20 protein-coding genes are annotated in these 23,283 nt (G+C 61.6%); 16 read left to right on the forward strand and 4 right to left on the reverse strand.

Annotated features, from left to right (window positions below; all coding sequences use genetic code 11):
• The first annotated feature begins 230 nt into the window (after positions 1-230).
• On the forward strand, positions 231-2,432 hold the full coding sequence (locus tag FDP25_RS08645; protein WP_172982777.1) for an NADP-dependent isocitrate dehydrogenase: 2,202 nt from the start codon (positions 231-233) through the stop codon (positions 2,430-2,432).
• A gap of 90 nt (positions 2,433-2,522) precedes the next feature.
• Here FDP25_RS08645 and FDP25_RS08650 read toward each other — a convergent pair whose 3' ends face one another.
• Together FDP25_RS08650 and ahcY are read right to left on the reverse strand one after the other, a co-directional pair.
• On the reverse strand, positions 2,523-2,864 hold the full coding sequence (locus tag FDP25_RS08650) for a DUF2853 family protein (protein WP_154150834.1): 342 nt from the start codon (positions 2,862-2,864) through the stop codon (positions 2,523-2,525).
• 192 nt (positions 2,865-3,056) lie between these two features.
• On the reverse strand, positions 3,057-4,445 hold the full coding sequence (ahcY, locus tag FDP25_RS08655; protein ID WP_154150836.1) for an adenosylhomocysteinase: 1,389 nt from the start codon (positions 4,443-4,445) through the stop codon (positions 3,057-3,059).
• 107 nt (positions 4,446-4,552) lie between these two features.
• On the opposite strand from ahcY, the gene FDP25_RS08660 reads away from it, so the two are divergent.
• The 3 genes from FDP25_RS08660 to FDP25_RS17400 are packed head-to-tail and all read left to right on the forward strand — an operon-like array spanning position 4,553 to position 5,628.
• The gene (locus tag FDP25_RS08660; protein ID WP_154150838.1) at positions 4,553-5,146 is read left to right on the forward strand and encodes an HD domain-containing protein; all 594 of its coding nucleotides are present in this window, start codon (positions 4,553-4,555) and stop codon (positions 5,144-5,146) included.
• Positions 5,143-5,364 carry a GNAT family N-acetyltransferase gene (locus FDP25_RS17395; protein WP_343031998.1) on the forward strand — a complete coding sequence of 74 codons (222 nt, stop codon included), beginning with the start codon at positions 5,143-5,145 and terminating at the stop codon, positions 5,362-5,364. Before FDP25_RS08660 ends, FDP25_RS17395 begins: the two co-directional genes overlap by 4 nt.
• 33 nt (positions 5,365-5,397) lie before the next feature.
• Positions 5,398-5,628: a GNAT family N-acetyltransferase gene (locus tag FDP25_RS17400; protein ID WP_343031999.1), complete on the forward strand. Its 231-nt coding sequence runs from the start codon at positions 5,398-5,400 to the stop codon at positions 5,626-5,628.
• Positions 5,629-5,702: 74 nt separating this feature from the next.
• Here FDP25_RS17400 and FDP25_RS08670 read toward each other — a convergent pair whose 3' ends face one another.
• Positions 5,703-6,254: an ActR/PrrA/RegA family redox response regulator transcription factor gene (locus tag FDP25_RS08670; protein WP_154150840.1), complete on the reverse strand. Its 552-nt coding sequence runs from the start codon at positions 6,252-6,254 to the stop codon at positions 5,703-5,705.
• Between the two features lie 82 nt (positions 6,255-6,336).
• Positions 6,337-6,966 (reverse strand): SCO family protein, encoded by a 630-nt coding sequence (locus tag FDP25_RS08675; protein ID WP_154150842.1) that lies wholly within the window; start codon positions 6,964-6,966, stop codon positions 6,337-6,339.
• A 90-nt stretch (positions 6,967-7,056) separates the two neighbouring features.
• Here FDP25_RS08675 and regB point away from each other — a divergent pair, with 90 nt between their 5' ends.
• From regB to FDP25_RS08735, 12 genes are all read left to right on the forward strand, one after another.
• Complete coding sequence (gene regB / locus FDP25_RS08680) at positions 7,057-8,445, forward strand: sensor histidine kinase RegB (RefSeq protein ID WP_154150844.1); 1,389 nt, start codon at positions 7,057-7,059, stop codon at positions 8,443-8,445.
• 73 nt (positions 8,446-8,518) lie between these two features.
• Entirely contained in the window at positions 8,519-10,036 is a 1,518-nt protein-coding gene (locus FDP25_RS08685) for a PAS-domain containing protein (RefSeq protein WP_154150846.1), read from the forward strand.
• Positions 10,037-10,074: 38 nt separating this feature from the next.
• Positions 10,075-10,551 carry a tRNA (adenosine(37)-N6)-threonylcarbamoyltransferase complex ATPase subunit type 1 TsaE gene (gene tsaE / locus FDP25_RS08690; protein ID WP_154150848.1) on the forward strand — a complete coding sequence of 159 codons (477 nt, stop codon included), beginning with the start codon at positions 10,075-10,077 and terminating at the stop codon, positions 10,549-10,551.
• A complete protein-coding gene (locus FDP25_RS08695; protein WP_154150850.1) occupies positions 10,544-11,566 on the forward strand; it encodes an aminoglycoside phosphotransferase family protein in 1,023 nt (340 codons plus the stop codon). The genes tsaE and FDP25_RS08695 overlap by 8 nt, the downstream gene beginning before the upstream one ends.
• On the forward strand, positions 11,542-12,234 hold the full coding sequence (locus tag FDP25_RS08700; protein ID WP_154150852.1) for a nucleotidyltransferase family protein: 693 nt from the start codon (positions 11,542-11,544) through the stop codon (positions 12,232-12,234). The genes FDP25_RS08695 and FDP25_RS08700 overlap by 25 nt, the downstream gene beginning before the upstream one ends.
• Positions 12,227-15,166, forward strand: coding sequence for a double-strand break repair protein AddB (gene addB, locus FDP25_RS08705; RefSeq protein ID WP_154150854.1), 2,940 nt, complete (start codon positions 12,227-12,229; stop codon positions 15,164-15,166). Before FDP25_RS08700 ends, addB begins: the two co-directional genes overlap by 8 nt.
• On the forward strand, positions 15,163-18,528 hold the full coding sequence (addA, locus tag FDP25_RS08710; RefSeq protein ID WP_154150856.1) for a double-strand break repair helicase AddA: 3,366 nt from the start codon (positions 15,163-15,165) through the stop codon (positions 18,526-18,528). The genes addB and addA overlap by 4 nt, the downstream gene beginning before the upstream one ends.
• A 61-nt stretch (positions 18,529-18,589) precedes the next feature.
• Positions 18,590-18,910 carry a thioredoxin gene (gene trxA / locus FDP25_RS08715; RefSeq protein WP_154150858.1) on the forward strand — a complete coding sequence of 107 codons (321 nt, stop codon included), beginning with the start codon at positions 18,590-18,592 and terminating at the stop codon, positions 18,908-18,910.
• 297 nt (positions 18,911-19,207) lie between these two features.
• Positions 19,208-20,356 carry an amidohydrolase gene (locus FDP25_RS08720; RefSeq protein WP_154150860.1) on the forward strand — a complete coding sequence of 383 codons (1,149 nt, stop codon included), beginning with the start codon at positions 19,208-19,210 and terminating at the stop codon, positions 20,354-20,356.
• 59 nt (positions 20,357-20,415) lie between these two features.
• Complete coding sequence (hslV, locus tag FDP25_RS08725) at positions 20,416-20,970, forward strand: ATP-dependent protease subunit HslV (RefSeq protein ID WP_154150861.1); 555 nt, start codon at positions 20,416-20,418, stop codon at positions 20,968-20,970.
• Positions 20,967-22,274 carry an ATP-dependent protease ATPase subunit HslU gene (hslU, locus tag FDP25_RS08730; protein ID WP_154150863.1) on the forward strand — a complete coding sequence of 436 codons (1,308 nt, stop codon included), beginning with the start codon at positions 20,967-20,969 and terminating at the stop codon, positions 22,272-22,274. Before hslV ends, hslU begins: the two co-directional genes overlap by 4 nt.
• Before the next feature lie 167 nt (positions 22,275-22,441).
• Complete coding sequence (locus FDP25_RS08735) at positions 22,442-23,005, forward strand: Panacea domain-containing protein (RefSeq protein WP_154150865.1); 564 nt, start codon at positions 22,442-22,444, stop codon at positions 23,003-23,005.
• Positions 23,006-23,283 lie beyond the last annotated feature (278 nt).

Genomic DNA, 23,283 nt, shown 5'->3' on the forward strand with positions numbered 1-23,283 from the left:
TAGGCTGTTGTCGAGAAACGCGCCTAGCCGCCCTTCAGGCCACAAAATTCGATGTCCACTTCGTCCTGCACTCCAGCCGTCGAGGTGACCTGTGCCAAATGTCCGATCATCTCAAAGATCACCCCATTCACCTTTCGACTCCGGCCATCTCAAGGTAAAACCCACATTAGAGATGGATTATCCGATTTCGGTGTACTATGGTATGCCGAAACTTCAGAAAGCGTGGAATCATGGCTGAAAACACTCCTGACATTATCTATACCAAGGTCGACGAAGCCCCCGAACTGGCCTCGGCCTCTCTTCTTCCGATCATCGAAAGCTTTGCCAAGGCGGCGGGCGTCAGCGTTGGGACCAAGGATATTTCCCTTGCCGGGCGCATCATCGCCACCTTCCCCGAGGTTCTGACCGAAGAACAGCGCCAGTCGGATGACCTGGCGGAGCTGGGCAAGCTGGTGAAAACGCCCGAGGCGAACGTGATCAAGCTGCCCAATATCTCGGCCTCGGTGCCGCAGTTGGTGGAAGCGATCGAGGAATTGCAATCTCAGGGCTATGCCCTGCCCGATTATCCTTATGAGCCGGCAAATGACGAAGAAAAGGCCATTCAGGCCAAGTACGACACGATCAAAGGCTCGGCGGTGAACCCGGTTTTGCGCGAAGGCAACTCGGACCGTCGCGCGGCGGCAGCGGTGAAAAAATATGCCCAGAACAACCCGCACCGCATGGGAGACTGGAGCGCCGACAGCAAGACGCGCGTGGCGGCGATGTCGGGCGGTGATTTCTTCTCGAACGAAGAAGCGGCGACGCTGGACAAGGACGCGACCGCCAAGATCGTGCTGGACGGTGCGAGCGGTGAAACCGTGTTGAAAGAGGGGGTTTCCTATCCTGCGGGCACGGTCGTTGACGCGACCTATATGAGCGCCAAGGCGCTGGATGCTTTCCTTGCCGAGGAAATCGAAAAGACCAAGCAAGAGGGTGTCTTGTTCTCGCTGCACATGAAGGCCACGATGATGAAGGTCAGCGACCCGATCATTTTCGGCCATGCGGTCAAGGAATTCCTCAAACCCGTGTTCGAAAAATACGGGGACGAGATGAAAGCCGCCGGTGTGAACCCCAACTCGGGCCTTGGCGCGCTGTTGGATCGCGTGGCGGACAAGCCCGAGATCAAGGCAGAGATCGACAAGGTCATGGCAGACCGTCCGCCGATGTACATGGTGGACAGCGGCAAGGGCATCACCAACCTGCACGTGCCGTCGGATGTGATCATCGACGCCTCGATGCCGGCGCTGATCAAGGCGGGCGGCAAGGGCTGGGGCCCGGACGATGCACAGCACGACACCAACTGCGTGATCCCCGATAATTCCTATGCGCCGGTCTATGACGAGGCGATCGCCTTCTTCAAAGAGAACGGCAAGATGGATCCGGCGACCGCGGGCACGGTGCAGAACATCGGCCTGATGGCGCAGAAGGCCGAGGAGTACGGCAGCCACCCCACCACCTTTGAAATCCCCGAAGACGGGGTTGTGAAGATGGTTCTGGACGATGGCACCGTGTTGCACGAGCACAAGGTCGAAGCGGGTGACATCTGGCGTTCGGCCAGCGCCCGCAAGGCGCCGATAGAAGACTGGGTGAACCTGGCGATCGAACGTCAGAAAGCGACCGGGTATCGCGCGATTTTCTGGCTGGACGAGGCGCGCGCGCATGACGCCGAACTGATCAAATACGTCAAACCCATCCTTGAGGCGAAGGGCGTGGCCGACAAGTTCGAGATCATGGCCCCGCGTGAGGCGACCCGCGCCAGCCTTGAAACCATCACCAAGGGCGAAAACACCATCGCCATCACCGGCAACGTCCTGCGCGATTACCTGACGGACCTCTTCCCGATCCTTGAACTGGCCACCTCGGCCAAGATGCTGTCGATCGTGAAGCTGATGAACGGCGGCGGCTTGTTCGAGACCGGCGCCGGCGGGTCGGCCCCCAAACACGTTGACCAGTTGATGGAAGAAAACCATCTGCGCTGGGACAGCCTTGGGGAATTCTGCGCGCTGGGCGAGAGCTTCAAGTTCCTGGCCGATCAGAAGGACAACGCCAAGGCGCGGATTCTGGGCGATGCCGTCGAGGCCGCGACGCAGGGCGTGCTGGACAATGGCCGCAGCCCCTCGCGCAAGGTGGGGGAGCCGGACAACCGCGACAGCCACTACTGGTTCGCCCGCTACTGGGCCGAAGCACTGGCCGCGCAAGGGAACGATGCCGATCTGGCCGCCCATTTCGCGCCGATTGCCAAGGCGCTGGCCGAAAAAGAAAGCGAGATCGTTTCCGAGCTGGCCGCGGCACAGGGCAAGCCCGCCGATCTGGGCGGCTATTACCACGGTGACCCGGCCAAGGTGTCTTCGGTGATGCGGCCTTCGGCGACCCTGAACAGCATCATCGGCTAAGGTGTTTCGGGCCGGACACCCCCGGCCCAGCCACAAAAAAACGCCCGGGGCTTTTGGCCTCGGGCGTTTTCTTTTGGTTGTTGGTCCGGCTTAGCCGTAGACCGACTCTTTGCCGAAGTGCTTGGTCAGCATGTAATAGACCACGGCGCGGTACTTGTTGCGCTCGGACCGGCCATAGGTTTCGATCACCTGGTTGATGGCATCCATCAGTTGCGGACCGTCGGCAAGGCCCAGCTTCTTGATAAGGAAGTTGTTCTTGACGGTCTCAAGCTCTTCGGGCTGACCGGCGGCGACGGTGCTTGCATCCGCGTTGTAGATCGCCGGGCCACAACCGATGGTGACCTTGGTCAGCAGGTCCATATCCGGCTGCATCCCGCATTTGTTGCGCAGATCGTCAGCGTATTGTGCGATAAGGTCGTCGCGTTTGCCCATAATTTTTCTCCCACCTGAAACCGGCCATCCACCGGTGCATGATTAAAATCCAAGCCACGAAAACGGCTCTGAAAGGTACGATAACGGCAGATTCAGAACGCACAAAGGGAAAACTTGGGTGGTTCTCCCCATGGATAGGGCACAAAAAAGGGCGGCCGCACCGCGACCGCCCCAATTTTTCTTTCCCAACGCTCAGTAGCGGTAGTGTTCGGGCTTGTAGGGGCCTTCGGGTTTGACGCCGATATAGGCCGCTTGCTCAGGGTCCAATGGGGTCAGTTTCACACCGATCCGGTCAAGGTGCAAACGGGCCACCTTTTCATCCAGATGCTTGGGCAGGATGTAGACCTCGTTCTTGTATTTCTCGCTGCGCTGCCACAGCTCGATCTGCGCCAGAACCTGGTTGGTGAAACTGGCCGACATCACGAAGGACGGGTGGCCGGTGGCGTTGCCAAGGTTCAGCAGGCGGCCTTCGGACAGAAGGATGATCCGGTTGCCCGAGGGCAGCTCGATCATGTCCACCTGTTCCTTGATGTTGGTCCACTTGTGGTTCTTCAGGCTGGCCACCTGGATTTCGTTGTCGAAGTGGCCGATGTTGCCGACGATGGCCATGTCCTTCATCTCGCGCATATGCTCGATGCGGATCACGTCCTTGTTGCCGGTGGTGGTGATGAAAATATCCGCCGATGCGACCACGTCTTCCAGCAGGACAACCTCGAACCCGTCCATCGCCGCCTGAAGGGCGCAGATCGGGTCAACCTCGGTCACTTTCACACGGGCACCGGCACCGCGCAGCGATGCGGCGCTGCCCTTGCCCACGTCGCCATAGCCCATGACAACGGCAACCTTGCCGGCCATCATGGTGTCGGTGGCGCGGCGGATGCCATCAACAAGGCTTTCTTTACAGCCATACTTGTTGTCGAACTTCGACTTGGTGACGCTGTCGTTCACGTTGATCGCCGGGAAGGGCAAAAGGCCGTCGCGCACCAGTTGATACAGGCGATTGACGCCGGTGGTGGTTTCCTCGGACACGCCCTTGATCTGGTCGCGCACCTTGGTGAACCAACCGGGGCTTTCCGTCATGCGCTTCTGGATCTGTGCCTTGATCACTTCCTCTTCCTCCGACGACGGGACGGGGATGATATCCTCGCCCGCCTCGGCGCGTGCGCCCAGCAGGATATACAGCGTGGCGTCGCCGCCATCGTCGAGGATCATGTTCGGGCCATCCTCGAACAGGAAGGATTTATCAAGGTAATCCCAATGCTCTTCCAGCGTCTGGCCCTTGATCGCGAAAACCGGCGTGCCGCCCGCGGCAATCGCGGCAGCCGCATGGTCTTGGGTCGAGAAAATGTTGCACGAGGCCCAGCGCACATCGGCACCCAGTGCCACCAGCGTTTCGATCAGAACGGCGGTCTGGATCGTCATATGAAGTGAGCCGACGATGCGCGCGCCTTTCAAGGGCTGTTCGGCACCGTATTCCTCACGCAGGGCCATCAGGCCCGGCATTTCGGTTTCGGCGATATCCAATTCCTTGCGTCCATAATCCGCGAGGCTGATGTCTTTGACGATATAGTCCTTTGCCATCCGGGTGGCTCCTTGCAATCTGTATACTTGCCGTGCAGATAGCACCGGTCAGTATCTTCGGCAACGCCAGAGCCACACCGCCGACACAGCGCGACAAAGAGGTCACGATGAAACAACCCCGTGCATGGCAAAAAATGCTGTCCGGCAGGCGGCTTGACCTGCTGGACCCAACCCCGGTGGACATCGAGATCGAGGATATCGCCCATGGTCTGAGCTTCGTTGCGCGCTGGAACGGGCAGACCCTGGGGGACTATGCCTATTCGGTGGCCGAACATTCCCTGTTGGTGGAGCGGCTGTTTACCCGGCTCAATCCCAAGGCCCCAGCCGAGTGGAAACTGGCCGCGTTGCTGCACGATGCGCCGGAATACGTGATCGGTGACATGATCAGCCCGGTGAAATCCGCCGTCGGCCCGGATTATGACGAGCTGGACAAGCGCCTGACGGCGGCGATTCACATCCGCTTCGGCCTGCCCGCCACCATCCCGGTGCAGGTGAAAAAACAGATCAAGAAGGCCGACAGGATCAGCGCATGGATGGAAGCCACGCAGATCGCCGGGTTTACAACGCAAGAGGCCGACAAGTTCTTTGGCCGTCCCGTGGCTGACGTGATCGAGGGGTTGCACATCGTCTTGCGCCCGCCGCTTGAGACGCGCCATGACTACGTTGCACGGCACAATGCCCTGTTGGAAGAAATCGGGTGATCCATATCCGTCAGGCCGGGGTGATGGATGCCCGCCAGATGGCCGAGTTGCTGAATACCATCATCCGCAAGGGCGGTAGCACAGCACTCACCGAGGAGATCACAGGCGACACGATCGTAGAATGGTTTGAGCAAGCCCCTCCCAAGTCGCTGTGGCATGTAGCCGAGGATGAGGCGGGTGCGCTGCTTGGCTTTCAATATGCCAAGCCAAAACCCTAACTGCCACCCGAGGCCTGCGACATCGCAACTTTCGTGAAGCTCGGCACGACGGGCCTTGGCATCGGCTCAAGGCTGTTCGAAACCACTAGGGCGGCGGCCCGCGCGCTGGGCTACCAGTGGATCAATGCCACGATCCGCGCCCATAATACCGGCGGGCTGGCCTACTACCAAAGCCGGGGGTTCGAGGAGTACGCCCGCCACCCCGAACAGCGGCTTGACGATGGACAGCTTGTGGGCAAGGTATCAAAACGCTTCGATCTCTAAAGCGCACCGAACTTCATCTTTCCCAAAATACTCCCGCCGGAGGCGTCCGACCGTCGCCACAACGCGAAGCCGTCTTACCGTGGGCTGCGCTTTGCCAAGATGCGTTGCAGGGTCCGGCGGTGCATGTTCAACCGGCGGGCGGTTTCGCTGACGTTGCGGTCACAAAGCTCGTAAACCCGCTGGATATGTTCCCAACGCACGCGGTCGGCGCTCATCGGGTTTTCCGGGGGCGGAGGCAGTTCATCGGCCCCGGCCAAAAGGGCGTTGGTGATATCCGTGGCATCGGCGGGTTTCGACAGGTAATCGGTGGCCCCGATCTTGACGGCAGCCACGGCGGTGGCAATCGCGCCATACCCCGTGAGGACCACGATCCGGCTGTCGGGGCGTTTTTCGCGGATTACCTCGACCACATCGAGGCCATTGCCATCCTCAAGCCGCAGGTCGCACACCGCGAAGGCAGGCGGGCGGGCCGTGGCGATGGCGGTTCCAGCGGCAACAGACCCGGCGGTTTCCACCTCGAAGCCACGCTTTTCCATGGCCTTGGCCAGACGCCGCAGGAAGGGTTCGTCATCATCGACCAGAAGAAGCGACCGATCTTCACCAAGGTCCTGCGTATTTTCGGACATTCAGTCGCTCCTCCATTCCTGCACGCGCAGCTTTAGAGTAGTTCTAGCCTGCCATTGTGAGTGCGTCAAACGAACGCGGCTGTCACATGGCCTCAAGGAAACATTCAACACGATCAGCCATTTGTTCGGGGCTGAGCGTACGATTGAAGAACTCCACGAACCCGTGTTCGGGCAGGGTGAGGTAGGTCATCGTGGTATGATCCACGAGATAATAATCCTCGGCGCCCTCGGCGGGGGCCTGTTTTTCATAGAATGTCCGATAGGCACGGCTGGCGGCCTTCACCTGTTCCTCCGACCCCGTCAGGCCCAGCATCCGGGGGTGCAGGTTATCGGTAAACTCGGCCAGAACCTCGGGGGTGTCGCGCGCCGGGTCGATCGAGATGAAAACCGGCTTCACGATCTGGTCGCGCTCTTCGAGAATCTCGATGGCCTGCGCATTGCGATAGTTGTCGAGGGGGCAGACATCGGGGCAGAAGGTGTAGCCAAAGTAAATCAACGACGGTTTGTCAATGACGTCCTTGTCGGTGACGGTTTCCCCGGTTTCACTGACAAGGGTGAAGGGGCCGCCGATCTGCGATGTGCCACCGGCAACCTTGCCTTTGCGGCATTGGGCAAACTGATCGTCCGGCGCGCTGCCGATGGTCAGGTAGTAAACCCCGCCCAGCAGGGCCAGAATGGCCACAACGGCGGCAATCGCGATGTTACGAGTCATGAAAATTCCCCTGTGAAGCTAGGCAAGATGCCCGTCCTGTGGCACATCTAACACCGGGTGCCAAAGTTGCAACGGGACGGAAACGCGCAGATGTCCGACTCTTCCATGGATATGTTCAAATCGCCCAGTCAGGGCAACTGGATCAGGCTTCGCACGCTGATCCTGTTGCGGTGGTGGGCGATTATCGGGCAGATCACGGCGCTGGTCGTGGCGCAGCGGCTTTACAACCTGAACCTTGAAATCGGGCTGTGTTACATGGCCGTCGGGGTTGCGGTGATTTCCAACCTCGTGGCCTCGTTCATCTACCCCGAAAACAAGCGCCTGTCCGAGACCGAGACCCTGCTTGTCGTGTTGTTCGACATGCTGCAACTGGGCTTGATGCTGTATCTCACAGGGGGCCTGAACAACCCGTTCTCGATCCTGATCGTGGGGCCGGTGATCGTCTCGGCCTCGGCTTTGTCCTCACGCTCGACGATGTTCCTGGGCATGATGGCGATCCTGATCGTCTCGCTTTTGACGCAGCTATACCTGCCGCTGCGCACCGAGCAGGGGTTCATCCTGCAAATCCCGCAGATTTTCGTATTCGGCAACTGGGCGGCGATCGTCATCGCGGTGATCTTCCTCGGGGTCTATTCGCGGTGGATCGTGTCGGAAATGCATTCGATGTCCGACGCGTTACAGGCAACGCAAATGGCGCTGGCACGGGAACAGAAGCTGACCGATCTGGGCGGTGTGGTGGCGGCGGCGGCGCATGAGCTGGGCACGCCCCTGGCCACCATCAAGCTGACCAGTTCGGAACTGGCCGAGGATCTGGCCGATAACGCGGACCTGCGCGAGGACGCCTTGTTGATCCGGGAACAGGCGGACCGCTGCCGCGACATCCTGCGCTCCATGGGGCGGGCGGGCAAAAGCGACCAGATGCTACGCCGCGCCCCCCTGACCGCCGTTGTCGAAGAGGCTGCTGAGCCACATGTTGAGCGCGGCAAGGTCATTCTGTTCGAACACGGCACCGAAAGCGACGGGGAGCCGCCCACAGTGCTGCGCCGTCCCGATGTGATCCACGGGCTGCGCAACCTTGTACAGAATGCCGTGGATTTCGCCCGCGAGACCGTCTGGGTCGAAAGCCGCTGGACCGAGGACCGGATCGTCGTGCGCATCATGGACGATGGGCGGGGATACCCGCCGCATGTTTTGGGCCGTATCGGTGACCCCTTCGTGCGTCGCCGTAGCAACACCACCGATACCCGACGGCCGGAATACGAAGGGATGGGCCTTGGCCTGTTCATCGCCAAAACGCTTCTGGAACGGTCTGGCGCGGACCTCAGCTTTGCCAATGGCTCGGACAGTTTCAAACGGCAATCTGACCTGGCCGAACGCACCGGCGCCTTTGTCGAGGTCAGTTGGCCACGCGCCGTAATGGAGGCCGAACCGCGCAGCGACCGCGCGCCGATGGGTGAAAACCTCCAGATCCGCGACTGAAATCTCGGTCGGGTTAACCCCCGATTAACCAATTTTGCACCATTCTGGCCCCGAAGTTCGCCAAGGGGGCCCGATGGACGCCATCACACCGATCCAAATCCTGATCCTGATGGGGGCGGCGATCACCTCGGCGCTTCTCGTGCTGTGGCTTGCGGGGGTCGTGATTTCGCGTCCGGCCCGCAGCGCAACACAGGACTCGACCCATGAAGGAGACGCCTTCTTCCTCTATCGCAACGACCAGCTTGTCGATCTGGACGTCGGATCACCCCCCACCGGCGACGGCACTTTGGACCGGTTGAGCCGTTGGGACGGGCTGCGCACAAGGCTTCAGGCCGTGTTTCCCGCGCTCCCCGAAACCCTCTCCGATCTGCGAAACGGCAGCGAGACCCGGTTTAGCGTCCAGAACGAGGCACACGGTATGCACCTGATTTGTCATCGTGATGGGGCCGACAGCCGCCTGCGCCTTCAGACAGCCCAAAGGCTCACCGCATGGGACAGCCTTGTCAACATCACCGAAGGTCAGGCTCAGACCGAACAGGTCGAAGCGCTACGCGATGCCCCCTGTGCCATCTGCATGACCGACACCGAGGGGCGAAACACCTGGCACAATACAGCGTGGACGGCCCTCCCCGAGAGCGTCGCGCAACAGGCGCTCACCGAAGCCACCGACAATGAGGCCACCGACGGTCAGGTCACCCGGATCAAGGACCCGGACGCAGGGCGTTGTTTCGAAATGTTGACAGCCCGGCAGGGGGCTGGATCTGCGCTGTACGTGACCGAGGTGACCGGCCTTGTCCGGGCCGAAAACGCCCAGCGCAAATTCGTTCAGACCCTGACCAAGACCTTTGCCAACCTGACCACCGGGCTTGCCGTCTTTGACCGAAATAAGGAACTCGCCCTGTTCAATCCCGCGCTTCTTGACCTGACGGCCCTGCCTGCCGCCTTCCTGACGGCCCGCCCCCATGTCATGAGTTTTTTCGACGGGCTGCGCGACCGGCAGGTGATGCCCGAGCCGCGCAGTTACCCGAAATGGCGAAAACACATCCTGGACATGATCGAAAGCGCCAGTGACGGGTTGTATCAGGAAAACTGGGCCCTGCCCTCGGGCCTGACCTATCGGATCACCGGCCGCCCGCACCCCGACGGCGCGGTGGCCTTCCTGATCGAGGACATCACCGACGAGATATCGATCAAGCGACGCTTTCGCGCGCAACTCGACCTGCGGCAACTGGTCATGGACGAACTGGACGAGGCGATCACCGTCTTCGATTCCCGCAACCTGTTGATGTTCTGCAATCAACGCTGCGCGGATTTTCTGGGGATCGACCCCGATAGCAGTTTTGCTGATTTCAGCGTGGCCGACATCATCAAGGCCTATAAAGACACCCCTTTGGGCGATGCCGATTGGACGGCGGTCGAGGAGAAACTCATCACGGAGCAATCGGCATTGAATGAGAAATGGACACTGCAAGGCCGTGCCGGGCACTGTCTTGAATGCCGGGTGCAGTCGCTTTCCGGCGGCTCCAAGATGCTGTTGGTCAAGCGCCTTGCCGCCTCCTCCAAAAGCCAACCAACGCCCGCGCACGCCTGACCCCTTGCAGGCGGGGACCGCGCGTGTACTGTCGCGGCATGTCTTGCCACAGCGCCCAAATCAGCACCCGAAGCCCCGAGGAAACCTGCGCCCTTGCGCAGGCGCTTGGCCCGCGTCTGGCCCCTGGCGATTGCCTGCTGCTTGAGGGTGAGGTTGGCGCGGGCAAAACCCATTTTGCACGCTGCCTGATACAGGCACTTCAAGAGGTGCCCGAGGATGTCCCCTCGCCCACCTATACGCTGGTGCAAACCTACCCGGGCCGCCACGGCGAGATATGGCATTCTGACCTCTATCGCCTGACGGACATCACCGAGATCGAGGAATTGGGCCTGCTTGAAGCCTTTGAAACCGCGATTTGCCTTGTGGAATGGCCCGACCGCCTAGGGGATCTGGCGCCACCTGATGCCCTGACGCTACGCCTTGACGCACCGACAGGCGATGACACCCGCACACTCACCTTCGAATGGTCCGGCGGGACATGGGCGGACCGTATAAAGGACATTTGCAATGCCTGATCGCGATAGCCTGATCCGCGATTTCATCGACCAGACCGATTGGCAGGGTGCATCGCTGGCCCCACTGGCGGGCGATGCTTCGAACCGGCGCTACCTGCGCTTGGACCACCCCGAGCACGGCAGCGCCGTCTTGATGGATGCCCCCCGCGAAAAGGGCGAGGATACCGCACCGTTCATCCAGATTGCCGAATACCTCACCGCGCAGGGCCTGAGCGCGCCCCGCATTCTGGCCCGCGACACGGCGCAGGGGTTTTTGCTGCTGGAGGATCTGGGCGATGACCTGTTTGCGCGGGTCATTCCCCGCGACCCGACATGCGAAAACAGGCTCTATTCCGCCGCAACTGACCTTTTGGTGCATCTGCACAGGGCCCCGCCCCCCACCGGATTGGCAGCTTATGACCCCCCGCTGATGGCCGACCTCGCGGCGCTGGCTTTCGACTGGTACGCCAAGGGTGCAACAGGCGAAGTGCCCAGCGCCCGGTCAGAGTTCGCCGCCGCCATGCAGGCCACGCTTGAAGGGTTGACCGCGGCACACGAGGTTCTGATCCAGCGCGACTATCACGCCGAAAACCTGCTATGGCTGCCGGATCGGGCCGGGGTGGCGCGTGTCGGCCTTCTGGATTTCCAGGACGCCATGCGTGGCCACCGGGCCTATGATCTGGTCTCGCTCCTGCAAGATGCCCGGCGCGATGTGCCCCCCGCGGTCGAAGAGGCGATGATCGCGCGCTACGTCGAGAAAACCGGGCTGGACCTCGTGCCGTTCCGCGCCGACTACAACCGGCTGGGCGCACAGCGAAACCTGCGGATCGTCGGCGTCTTCGCCCGGCTTTGCATCCGCGACGGCAAAGCGCATTATGTTGACCTGATCCCGCGCGTTTGGGGCCACCTGATGCGCAATCTCGAGGACCCGTCGCTTGCCGATGTGGCGGGCCTCGTAAAGGGCGACCTGCCCGCCCCCGACCCCGCCATTCTTCAAAGGCTGAAAGACCAATGCGCGACACACCCAACGCCCTGATGCTATTCGCCGCCGGGTTCGGCACCCGTATGGGCGCTCTCACAGCCGAGCGGCCCAAACCCATGGTCGAGGTGGCGGGCAAGCCGCTCATCGATCACGCGTTAGAGCAGGTACGGGCGCATGGCGTGCCAACCGTGGTCGCCAACCTGCATTACAAACCCCAACCCCTGATCGACCACCTGCACGGCAGCGACGTTCGGTTTTCTCATGAAACCCCTGACATCCTGGACACCGGCGGGGGCCTGCGCGCCGCGCTGCCGCTACTGGGCAACGGGCCGGTTTTTACCATGAACACCGACGCGGTTTGGCAAGGGCCGAACCCGCTTGATGAACTGGCCACGGCATGGAACCCGGCCCGAATGGATGCCCTCCTTCTTTGCCTGCCGCGGGAAAACGCGGTGGGCCACAAGGGCGCGGGCGATTTCGTGATCGACGCGGAGGGCCGCGCCACGCGCGGGCCGGGGCATGTCTATTCCGGCCTGCAAATCCTGAAAACCGATCTTTTGCAGGACATCGAGGAGGATATTTTCTCACTCAACCTCCTCTGGAACCGGATGCTTGAGGCGGGCCGCCTCTATGCCGCGCCCTACCCGGGCAAATGGTGCGACGTGGGCCACCCCGAGGGTATCGCGCTGGCCGAAGAGATGCTTGGATACCCCCATGTTTGACCCAACCGATGCCCCCCGCGTTTTCGGCGTGCCGCTTGGCGTGGATTTCCCCAAAGCGCTGGTCGATGGGCTTTTGGCGCTGCATGAACGCCACCCGCCCGAGGCGCTGGCGCGGGTCCACCTGATCGTCAACACCCGCCGCATGGCGCGGCGAATCCGCGAAATGTTCGATCAGGGTCCGGCGCTCCTGTTGCCGCGCATCTCGCTGGTCACCGATCTGGGCGAGGATTGGGCCATGGCCGACCTGCCCGATGCGGTGCCACCCCTTCAGCGGCGACTGGAGCTTTTGACAACCGTTGAGCGCCTGCTGGATCAGTCCCCCGATCTGGCCCCACGCGCCGCGCTTTACGACCTGTCCGACAGCCTTGCCGCCCTGATGGACGAAATGCATGGCGAAGGCGTGCCGCCCGAGGTGATCGAGGATTTGGACATCACCGATCAGTCCGGCCATTGGGAGCGGATCAAGGCGTTTTTGGGCATTGTCAGACCCTATTTCGACACGGGCCAGGCCGAACCCGACGTGGAAACCCGACAGCGGATGGTGATCGAACGATTGATCGCCCAATGGGCCGAAACGCCCCCCGATCATCCTGTGATCATCGCGGGTTCCACCGGCTCACGCGGGGCGACGCAGATGTTGATGCAGGCGGTGGCGCGGCTTCCGCAGGGGGCCATCGTTTTCCCCGGCTTTGACGCGGATATGCCCGAGGAGGTCTGGGAAACGCTGGAAACCCCGCTGACGTCCGAGGATCACCCGCAATACCGCTTTGCCCAGTTCATGGCGCAGTTGGGCGGCCACCCGCGCGACGTGGCCCCATGGCCCTGGGCCTCCAGACCCGTCAGCCCGGAGCGCAACAAGGTGATCTCGCTTGCCCTGCGCCCCGCGCCAGTGACCGATCAATGGCTGCGCGACGGGCCAAACCTGCCCGATCTGACCAAGGCCATGGCCAATGTCACGCTGCTTGAGGCCGACTCCACCCGGCAGGAGGCGCTGACCATCGCCATGCGCCTGCGCAAGGCCGCCGAAGATCAGACGGCGGCGGCCCTGATCACCCCTGACCGGACGCTGACCCGGCAGGTCACGGCACTTCTGGACCGCTGGGGCATCATCCCCGACGATTCCGCCGGGATGCCGCTGCAACTTTCGGTGCCGGGCCGCTTCCTGCGCCATGTGGCCGACTTGATGCGCAACCGCCTGACGGCGGACTCGCTTCTGACCCTTCTCAAACATCCGCTGACCCACACCGGCGTTGATCGCGGCCCGCACCTGCGCCTGACGCGGGAGTTGGAGTTGCACCTGCGCCGCTACGGCCCCCCTTTCCCTGATGCCGAAAGCCTCAGCACTTGGGCCGCCGCCCGGAAAGAGCCGGAAGCCGCCGGTTGGGTGGCTTGGATTCGAGACTGTTTTTGCGACAAAGAACTGTCATCCTCCAAACCCCTGACCCAACTCGTGACCGATCATATCGCGCTGGCCGAACGCATCGCGCAAGGCCCGGATGGGGACGGCGCGGGCACGCTTTGGGATAAGGAGGCCGGGCGCGAAGCCCTCAAGGCCGTCACCGAATTGCGGGACAATGCCAAACATGGCGGCGCGCTCAATGCCCCGGATTACGCCAACCTTTTCACTGCCGTCCTGAACCGGGGCGAGGTGCGCAACCCCGACACGCCGCACCCGTATATCCGCATCTGGGGCACGTTGGAGGCCCGTGTTCAGGGGGCCGACCTGCTGATCCTTGCCGGACTGAACGAAGGAAGCTGGCCCGAAGCGCCCAAGCCCGACCCGTGGCTCAATCGTAAACTGCGTAACGAGGCGGGGCTTTTGCTGCCGGAACGGCGCATCGGCCTTTCGGCGCATGATTTTCAACAGGCCGCCTCTGCGCCCGAGGTCTGGATGACGCGCGCCATCCGCTCGGACGATGCCGAAACCGTGGTCTCCCGCTGGCTCAACCGCCTGCAAAACCTTCTTGATGGCCTCCCTGATCGCGGCGGCAAGGAGGCCCTCGCCGCCATGCGTGCCCGTGGGCAGCATTGGCTATCGCTGGCCGAACAACTCGAAGACCCGGGGCAGGTCACACCGGCCACGCGCCCCGCGCCAATCCCCCCGGCCACGGCGCGGCCCCGGAAGCTTTCGGTGACCGAGATCAAGACCCTGATCCGCGACCCTTACGCCATCTATGCCAAGCATGTGCTGGGTCTGCGCCCGCTCGATCCGCTGATGAAAGCACCCGACGCCCTGTTGCGCGGCACGGTCCTGCACAAGGTTCTGGAAGAGTTCATCAGGGATACTTTGAATGATCCCGGCCTGCTGACCCGCGATCACCTGATTGCACAAAGTGAGACTATTCTTGCCCAAAACGTCCCATGGCCCGAGGTGCGCGCCATGTGGCTGGCGCGGATGGAGCGGGTGGCGGATTGGATACTGGACACGGAATCCACCCGCCGTGCCCGTGCCAATCCCACCCTGTTCGAGGAAAAAGGAAGTGCCGAGTTGCCCTCGCTTGGTTTTACCCTCACCGGCACAGCAGACCGCATCGACATGGACGAGACCGGTCAGCTTTATATCTACGATTACAAGACCGGCGCCGCCCCTACGAAAGATCAGCAAACCCATTTCGACAAACAGCTTCTGCTTGAGGCCGCGATGGCCGAACAATCGGGCTTTGGCCAACTGGCGCCCAATCCCGTCGCCGGGGCCTATTACCTTAGCCTCAACACCACCCCGAAGGAGGTTGAGGCCCCCCTGGCCGAAGAGCCGGTCGAGAAAGTCTGGCAGGAGTTCGAAGCCCTGATTGCCGCCTATCTGGACGAAACCAAAAGCTTTCCGTCACGCCGCGCGATGTTCACCAAGGACATGGCCGGCAATTACGATCAATTGGCGCGCTTCGGGGAATGGGACATCACCGATGACCCGGATGAGGAGCCGGTGACATGATCCAACGCGACGACGCCAGCCAACGACAGGTGGACGCCGCCCGCCCCGACCGCTCGACCTGGCTGTCGGCCAATGCCGGCTCGGGCAAGACACGGGTGCTGACCGACCGGGTGGCGCGGCTTTTGCTCGATGATGTCGATCCGCAGCATATCCTGTGCCTGACCTACACCAAGGCCGCCGCCAGCGAGATGCAGAACCGCCTGTTCAACCGCTTGGGCGGCTGGGCGATGCTGCCGGATGATGCCTTGCGGGCGGAACTGGAAAAGCTTGGGGTCGAGCGGGACCTTGGCCCCGAAACCCTGCGCAAGGCGCGGCGGTTGTTCGCCTGCGCCATCGAAACCCCCGGCGGGTTGAAGATCCAGACGATCCACTCCTTCTGCTCCTCGCTCCTGCGCCGCTTTCCCTTGGAGGCGGGCGTCACACCGCAGTTCACCGAGATGGACGATCGCACCGCCAGCCTGCTGCGCGCCGAGATCGTCGAGGAGATTGCCGAGGGGCCGGAGGCCGGGGTGCTTTATGCCCTCGCGCGGCACTATACCGGCGATGATCTGGATAAGCTGACCGCGGAAATCGTGCGGCACGGAACCGCCCTGCAAGCCCCTGTCAGCGATGCCAAGTTGGCGCAGGTGTTCGCCGTGCCCGCCGATCTGAGCGAAACTTCCCTGCTGTCCGACGTGTTCCTCGGCAGCGAACAGGCGCTACTGGATCAATTGATCCCCGCGCTTGAAGCCAGTAGTTCTAACGACCAGAAAGCGGCCAAAAGTCTGCGCGAGATAACACAGTTCGACCTGTCGGCTCTGGCCGAACTTGAAGGACTATTCCTGTTCAAGTCAGGGGCAAAAGCCTTTACGGCCAAGATAGGCTCTTTCCCAACCAAACCGTGCCGCGAAAACCTTACCCCGATCATGCCGCAGATCGAAGATTGGATGGCCCGCGTCGAATCTGCCCGTGACCGGCGCTTGGCCCTCGGTGCGATGCGCAAAACCCGCGCCCTGCACGATTTCGCCGCCATCTTTTTGAAAGCCTACGAAAAGGCCAAACTTCGCCGCGGCCTTCTGGATTTCGACGATCTGATCCTGCGCACCCGTGACCTGCTCACCAATCCCGATGTCGCGGCCTGGGTGCTGTATCGGCTCGACGGCGGAATCGACCATATCCTTGTCGACGAGGCGCAGGATACCAGCCCCGTGCAATGGCAGGTGATCGAGCGGCTGGCACAGGAATTCACCAGCGGCGAAGGCGCGCGCGCCGATGTCCCCCGGACGATTTTCGTGGTGGGTGACAAGAAACAATCGATCTATTCCTTTCAAGGGGCCGACCCGCGCGAATTCGACCGGATGAAAGACGAGTTCGCCAATCGCCTGAAATCCACCAACACCCCGCTCAGCGTGCTGGGAATGGAGTATTCCTTCCGCTCGTCCAATGCGGTCCTGTCCCTGGTCGATCAAACCTTTGCCAATGCCGAACAAAGCGGTTTTGCGCCGGATCAGGGTCACAAATCCTTCAAATCCGACATGCCGGGCCGGGTCGATCTCTGGCCGGTGATCGAAAAACCTGACAAGGAAGACCAGCCCGAGTGGTACCTGCCCGTCGATACCAAGGCACCCAATGATCCGGCGATCCTTCTGGCGCGCAAAATCGCCCGCACGATCCGCCAGATGATCGACGACAACACCCCGATCCCCGATGGCAAGGGCGGCATGGCCCCCGCCCAACCGGGCGATTTTTTGATCCTCGTGCAACGCCGCAGCGCGCTGTTTCACGAGATCATCCGCGAGTGCAAGGATCAAAACCTGCCCATCGCCGGGGCCGACCGCCTCAAGGTGGGGGCGGAAATGGCAGTGCGTGACCTTGGCGCGCTGCTGTCTTATCTTTCCACGCCCGAAGACAGCCTTGCACTGGCCACCGCCCTGCGCTCCCCGCTGTTCGGCTGGAGCGAGGCGCAGCTATACAACCTCGCCCATGGCCGCGCGCAAAAATACCTCTCCGCCGAACTGCGCGACCGGGCGGCGGAGTTCCCCGAAACCACCGCCATTCTCGATGACCTGCGCAAACAGGCCGATTACCTTCGGCCATATGACCTTCTGCAACGCATCCTCACCCGCCACGATGGCCGCCGCAAACTGCTTGCCCGGCTGGGGGTTGAGGCCGAGGATGGCATCGACGCCCTGCTGTCACAGGCCATGGCCTATGAACAACGCGCGGTCGATAGCCTCACGGGCTTCCTTGTCTGGCTGGAAACCGATGATCTTGAGATCAAGCGCCAGATGGACAGCGCCGGCAACCGTATCCGGGTGATGACCGTCCATGGCGCCAAGGGGCTGGAGGCCCCCATCGTCATCCTGCCCGACACCGGCCAGCGCAAGAATGACATCAAGGACCAGATCCTTGACCATAAGGGCACCGCGCTTTGGAAAACCGGCGCCGATGACGCGCCCCAAGTGATCCGCGAGGTGGTCGAGCGGGCAAAGGCCGCCCAGATCGCCGAACGCGACCGCCTGCTTTACGTCGCCATAACGCGGGCCGAGAAATGGCTGATCGTGGCCGCAGCGGGCGATTTGGGCAAGACTGGAGACACATGGCACGACAAGGTGCGCACCGCGCTTGAGGCCACGGGTGCCGCGCCGCACCCAACCGAGGGCGATGGCGCGCTGCGCTTGGAACACGGCGATTGGGCGATGAGACCCACGCACGAGGCGGCCGGTAAAACCCCGGATGGCCCCCCCGCCCTGCCCGGGTATTTCAACAAACCCGCCCCCGGCGGGGCCGCGGCTTTGGACACCCTCAAGCCCTCCGAACTGGGCGGGGCCAAGGCCCTTCCCGGTGAAGGCCTGGAAGAAGAGGCCGCCAAGCGCCGCGGGCGGCAAATCCACCTCCTGCTGGAAATCTTGCCCACGGTCGCACCAGATAGCTGGCCCGACACCGCCGCCCGCATCCTTGCCAATGGCCCCGACGCTGCCGAGGGCGCGGAATTGGACGCACTATTGAGCGAGGCGCAGGGCGTTTTGACAAAGCCAGATCTGGCGCATCTCTTCGCTCCCGACGTGCTGGCCGAGGTGCCAATCAGCGCCAATATCGAGGCTCTGCAAAACCGCCGCATTCACGGCATCATCGACGCGCTTATCGTCACGCCCGACCGGGTGCTCGCGGTGGATTTCAAGACCAACACCGTCGTTCCCGACAGCCCTGAAACCTGCCCGGACGGCCTTTTGCGGCAAATGGGGGCCTATGCCCACGCGCTTGCCGCGATCTACCCGGGCCGCGACATCCAGACGGCCCTTCTTTGGACCCGCAACGCAGCCCTCATGCCCCTGCCGCACGATCTTGTGACCAAAGCACTCAGGGATACGACCATCGCTTGACGCTTCCCGCAGGTCTACATAGGTTGCCAATCAAACGCACACCCCTGTCAGGAGAAAGCCAATGGCCACCGTTGCCGTAACCGACGATACCTTCGACGCCGAAGTCCGTAATTCCGATATCCCCGTTGTGGTGGATTTCTGGGCCGAATGGTGCGGCCCCTGTAAACAGATCGGCCCGGCCCTGGAAGAAATTGCCGCCGAAATGAACGGCAAGGTCAAGGTTGCCAAGATCGATGTCGACAGCAACCCCAACGCCGCCGTGCAAATGGGCATCCGTGGTATTCCCGCGCTGTTCATCTTCAAGAACGGCGAAGTGGTGTCCAACAAGACCGGCGCCGCTCCCAAGGCCGCGCTGCAAAGCTGGATCGAAGAAAGCATCTAAGCGATCCGCGCATAGGTTTCGAAAGGGCTGCCTGCGGGCGGCCCTTTTCTTTTGCCGCTGGGCCTAAACGGTTTGACAAGGGACGCGCCCGACCCTGGGTGGGCGCTCACTACGGCTAATTCAATTGAAAACCCCCGCCTTACGCAAAACCATGGTTCGACACGCAACGGTACCCATGCGCCCTCCCGGGGGGAGGGTCGGGCGCGGCCCGGGGCAAGCCCGGGCGGGACGGAGAAGGAGTGTTGCTCAATTAAACAGCCCCTTCCCTTTTCCCCCTCACCACGCGACAAATGGCACATGACCCTCACCAATTCCGATATCATCGACCTGATCGCCCTGCGCCACGATCTGCACCGCCACCCCGAGGTGTCGGGGAACGAGGCGCAAACCGCCCAGCGCATCGTGCAGGAATTCGCGCCGCTGTCGCCCGATACCCTGATCACCGATCTGGGCGGGCATGGTGTGGCGGCGGTGTTCGACGGGTCCAAGGACGGCCCCACCGTGCTTTTCCGCTGCGAACTCGATGCCTTGCCGATCTACGAGACAGGAACGCCCGCCCATCGCTCCCTGATCGACGGGGTCGGGCACCTTTGCGGCCATGACGGGCACATGGCAATCCTCATGGGGCTTGCCCGGCTCTTGTCGCGGCAACGCCCCGCGCGGGGGCGCGTTGTTCTCCTCTTCCAACCGGCCGAGGAAACCGGCGCCGGGGCCAAGGCGGTTCTGGAAGACGCCAAATTCGACCCTGTTCAACCGGATTTTGCCTTTGCGCTGCATAACACCCCCGGTCTGCCACTCGGGCATGTGGCGCTGACCTCCGGGCCGGTCACCTGTGCCTCGCGTGGTCTTGAGGTACAGTTCACGGGCCGCTCCGCTCATGCCTCGCAACCCGAAACAGGGATTTCCCCCATGGCGGCGCTGGCTCAGGTCATGCCAGAGATGACCGCCCTCAGCCACGGCACTACGCAAGACCCCGATTTCGCACTGGTCACCGTGACACATGCGCAAATGGGCGAACCCGCCTTCGGCATCGCCCCGGGTGATGCACGGCTTTTCGTGACCCTGCGCACGCTTACCGATGATCGCATGGCCGATCTGTGTGAACAGGGTCTAACCTTGCTGAAAACCGCTTGTGAGCCGCACGGCCTTGGCTTCACTCACGCCTTCCACGACGTCTTCCTGCACAGCGAGAACGACGCAGAGGCCACGGCCATCGCCACCGCCGCACTCGATGCGCTCAACATCCCGCATGACGCCACCGGCCTGCCCTGGCGCCCGTCCGAGGATTTCGGGCGCTTCGGCCATAACGCCCGCGCCGCCATGCTGTTTCTGGGTGCGGGCCACGGCCACGCGGCCCTGCATAACCCCGATTACGATTTTCCCGATGATCTGATCCCCACCGGAACAGGCATCTTTCACCGCATCGCGCGTGACCTTCTGGGGTGAACCCTTGCACCACGCGCCACAGCCTTCCATATAGGCACGAACCAAAGCGGAGGCGGACAATGAGCAACGAATTCCCCGGCTGGCACGGCACCACCATCATCGGTGTGAAAAAAGGCGGCGAGGTGGTCATCGCGGGCGACGGTCAAGTCAGCCTCGGCCAAACCGTGATCAAGGGCACCGCCCGCAAGGTCCGCCGCATCTCGCCGGGCGGCTATGACGTGGTCGCAGGCTTCGCAGGCTCCACCGCCGATGCCTTCACCCTGCTGGAGCGGCTTGAGGCGAAACTCGAATCCACCCCCGGCCAGTTGCAACGCGCCTCTGTCGAACTCGCCAAGGACTGGCGCACCGACAAATACCTGCAAAAGCTCGAGGCGATGCTGATCGTTACCGACGGTGATCAGATCTACGTCATCACCGGCGCGGGCGACGTGCTGGAACCCGAACACAACTGCACCGCCATCGGCTCGGGCGGCAACTACGCCCTCGCCGCCGCCCGCGGCATGATGGACAGCGACCGCACCGCCGAACAGATCGCCCGCGACGCCATGGCCATCGCCGCCGATATCTGCGTCTACACCAACGGCAACCTGACCGTAGAAAGCATTTCCAAATGACCGACCTGACCCCCCGCGAAATCGTCAGCGAACTCGACCGTTTCATCATCGGCCAGAAGGACGCCAAGCGCGCCACCGCCGTCGCCCTGCGCAACCGCTGGCGCCGCAAGCAACTCTCCGATGACCTGCGCGAGGAAGTCTACCCGAAGAACATCCTGATGATCGGCCCCACCGGCGTCGGCAAAACCGAAATCTCCCGCCGTCTGGCGAAACTCGCCCGCGCCCCCTTCATCAAGGTCGAGGCCACCAAGTTCACCGAGGTCGGCTATGTCGGCCGCGACGTCGAACAGATCATCCGCGATCTGGTGGATACCGCCATCGCCCAAACCCGCGACTACATGCGCGAGGATGTCAAAGCCTCCGCCCACCAGAACGCCGAGGACCGGGTGATCGAGGCCATCGCCGGCGAAGACGCCCGCGACACCACGCGCGAAATGTTCCGCAAGAAGCTCCGCGACGGGCTGCTTGATGACACGGTGATCGAACTCGACGTCGCCGACAATTCCAACCCCATGGGCATGATGGACATCCCCGGCCAACCCGGCTCCCAGATGGGGATGATGAACTTGGGCGATCTCTTCGGCAAGGCCTTCGGCGGGCGCACCACCCGCAAGAAACTCACCGTCGCCGAAAGTTATGAACTGTTGATCAGCGAAGAGGCCGACAAGCTGCTTGATGATGAAACCGTCAACAAGGCCGCGCTGGACTCGGTCGAACAGAACGGCATCGTCTTCCTGGACGAGATCGACAAGGTCTGCGCCAAATCCGAGGCCCGCGGCGGCGATGTCTCCCGCGAGGGGGTGCAGCGCGACCTGCTGCCGCTGATCGAAGGCACCACCGTGTCAACCAAGCACGGCCCGGTGAAAACCGATCATATCCTGTTCATCGCCTCGGGTGCCTTCCACATCGCCAAACCCTCCGACCTTCTGCCCGAACTGCAAGGCCGCCTGCCCATCCGGGTCGAGTTGCGCGCCCTGACCGAAGAAGATTTCGTGCGCATCCTGACCGAAACCGACAACGCCCTCACCCGCCAATACACCGCGCTCATGGGGACCGAGGAGGTGACGGTTGACTTCACCCAAGACGGCATCGCGGCGCTCGCCCGCATCGCGGCGGAGGTCAACCAGACCGTTGAAAACATCGGCGCCCGGCGGCTCTATACCGTCATGGAACGGGTGTTCGAGGAACTAAGCTTCACCGCCCCCGACCGCGCCGGCGAAGGCGTGACGGTGGACGCGGGCTTTGTCGAGGAGAACCTGGGCGAGCTTATGAAATCGGCGGATTTGTCGAGGTATGTTCTTTAGTCATAAACAGGCCTTTGCGGACATCCGTGCTGATCGCCGCGCCTAACAAGTCTCCGATCTAGATGCCACAGTGGGCAGTAACCTGTTCACGATTTCTTAGGGAAACTTGCTAAATATACCGCACAGTGCCATATAATTAATCGACCAGAGGCTCAAGGAAACCAACCATGTCGTATGATCCGCGCAAAGCTGCGCAGACCATTGCATATTTTTCCATGAAAAATGGAGGGCAACCGCTTCACGTCGTGAAAGCGGTTAAGTTGGTGTATCTTGCGGACCGCGAAAGCACCGCTCGGTCAGGTTTTCCGATTCAAGATGAGTCTCGAGTTTCGATGAAGCACGGTCCTGTGAATTCGTCTACATATTCTTTCATTAATGGAGAATATGATCCGACGACTTGCGGATGGTCCGAATTTCTAAGTGATCGCTCAAAGCATCGCGTTGGGCTTTCTCGGTCGGATTTGACTGAAGACGATTTGGACGAATTGAGCGAAGCTGAGATTCAGGTTCTTGATTCAGTTTGGGAAAAGTTCGGTCCAATGGACACTTGGGCTTTGCGCGACTGGACTCATGATTCAGATAACATTCCCGAATGGGAAGACCCAGGCAATTCATCGTTTGAGATTCCCTTAGAGCGCATGATGCATTCGCTTGCCATTGAGGAAGCAAACGCACAGGCCGACACTGTGAAAAGTTTAGGCTACGCGAAACATCTTGTTAAGAGTCTCTAAGTTTGGATGCCAATTTACCGTGCGGGAACGCTTCTCATACCCTCTGGTCCTTCGCATGATCCCGACAGGAAGCATCTCCACGTAGTCTGTAACGATACAGACGATGACGGGAACAATTTGATCGTCCCGGTTGCTTCTTGGACCAATAGTCTCTGCGACGACACTTGTATTCTTTTGCCGCATGAACATGATTTTGTGCGGCACAAATCTTGGGTTGTTTATCGGAACTGCACAATTGTCGCAGCCAAGAGTTTGGAACGCGGGATTATAGAAAAGCA

The organism is Roseovarius bejariae (assembly GCF_009669325.1).
Taxonomy (GTDB): Bacteria; Pseudomonadota; Alphaproteobacteria; order Rhodobacterales; family Rhodobacteraceae; genus Roseovarius; species Roseovarius bejariae.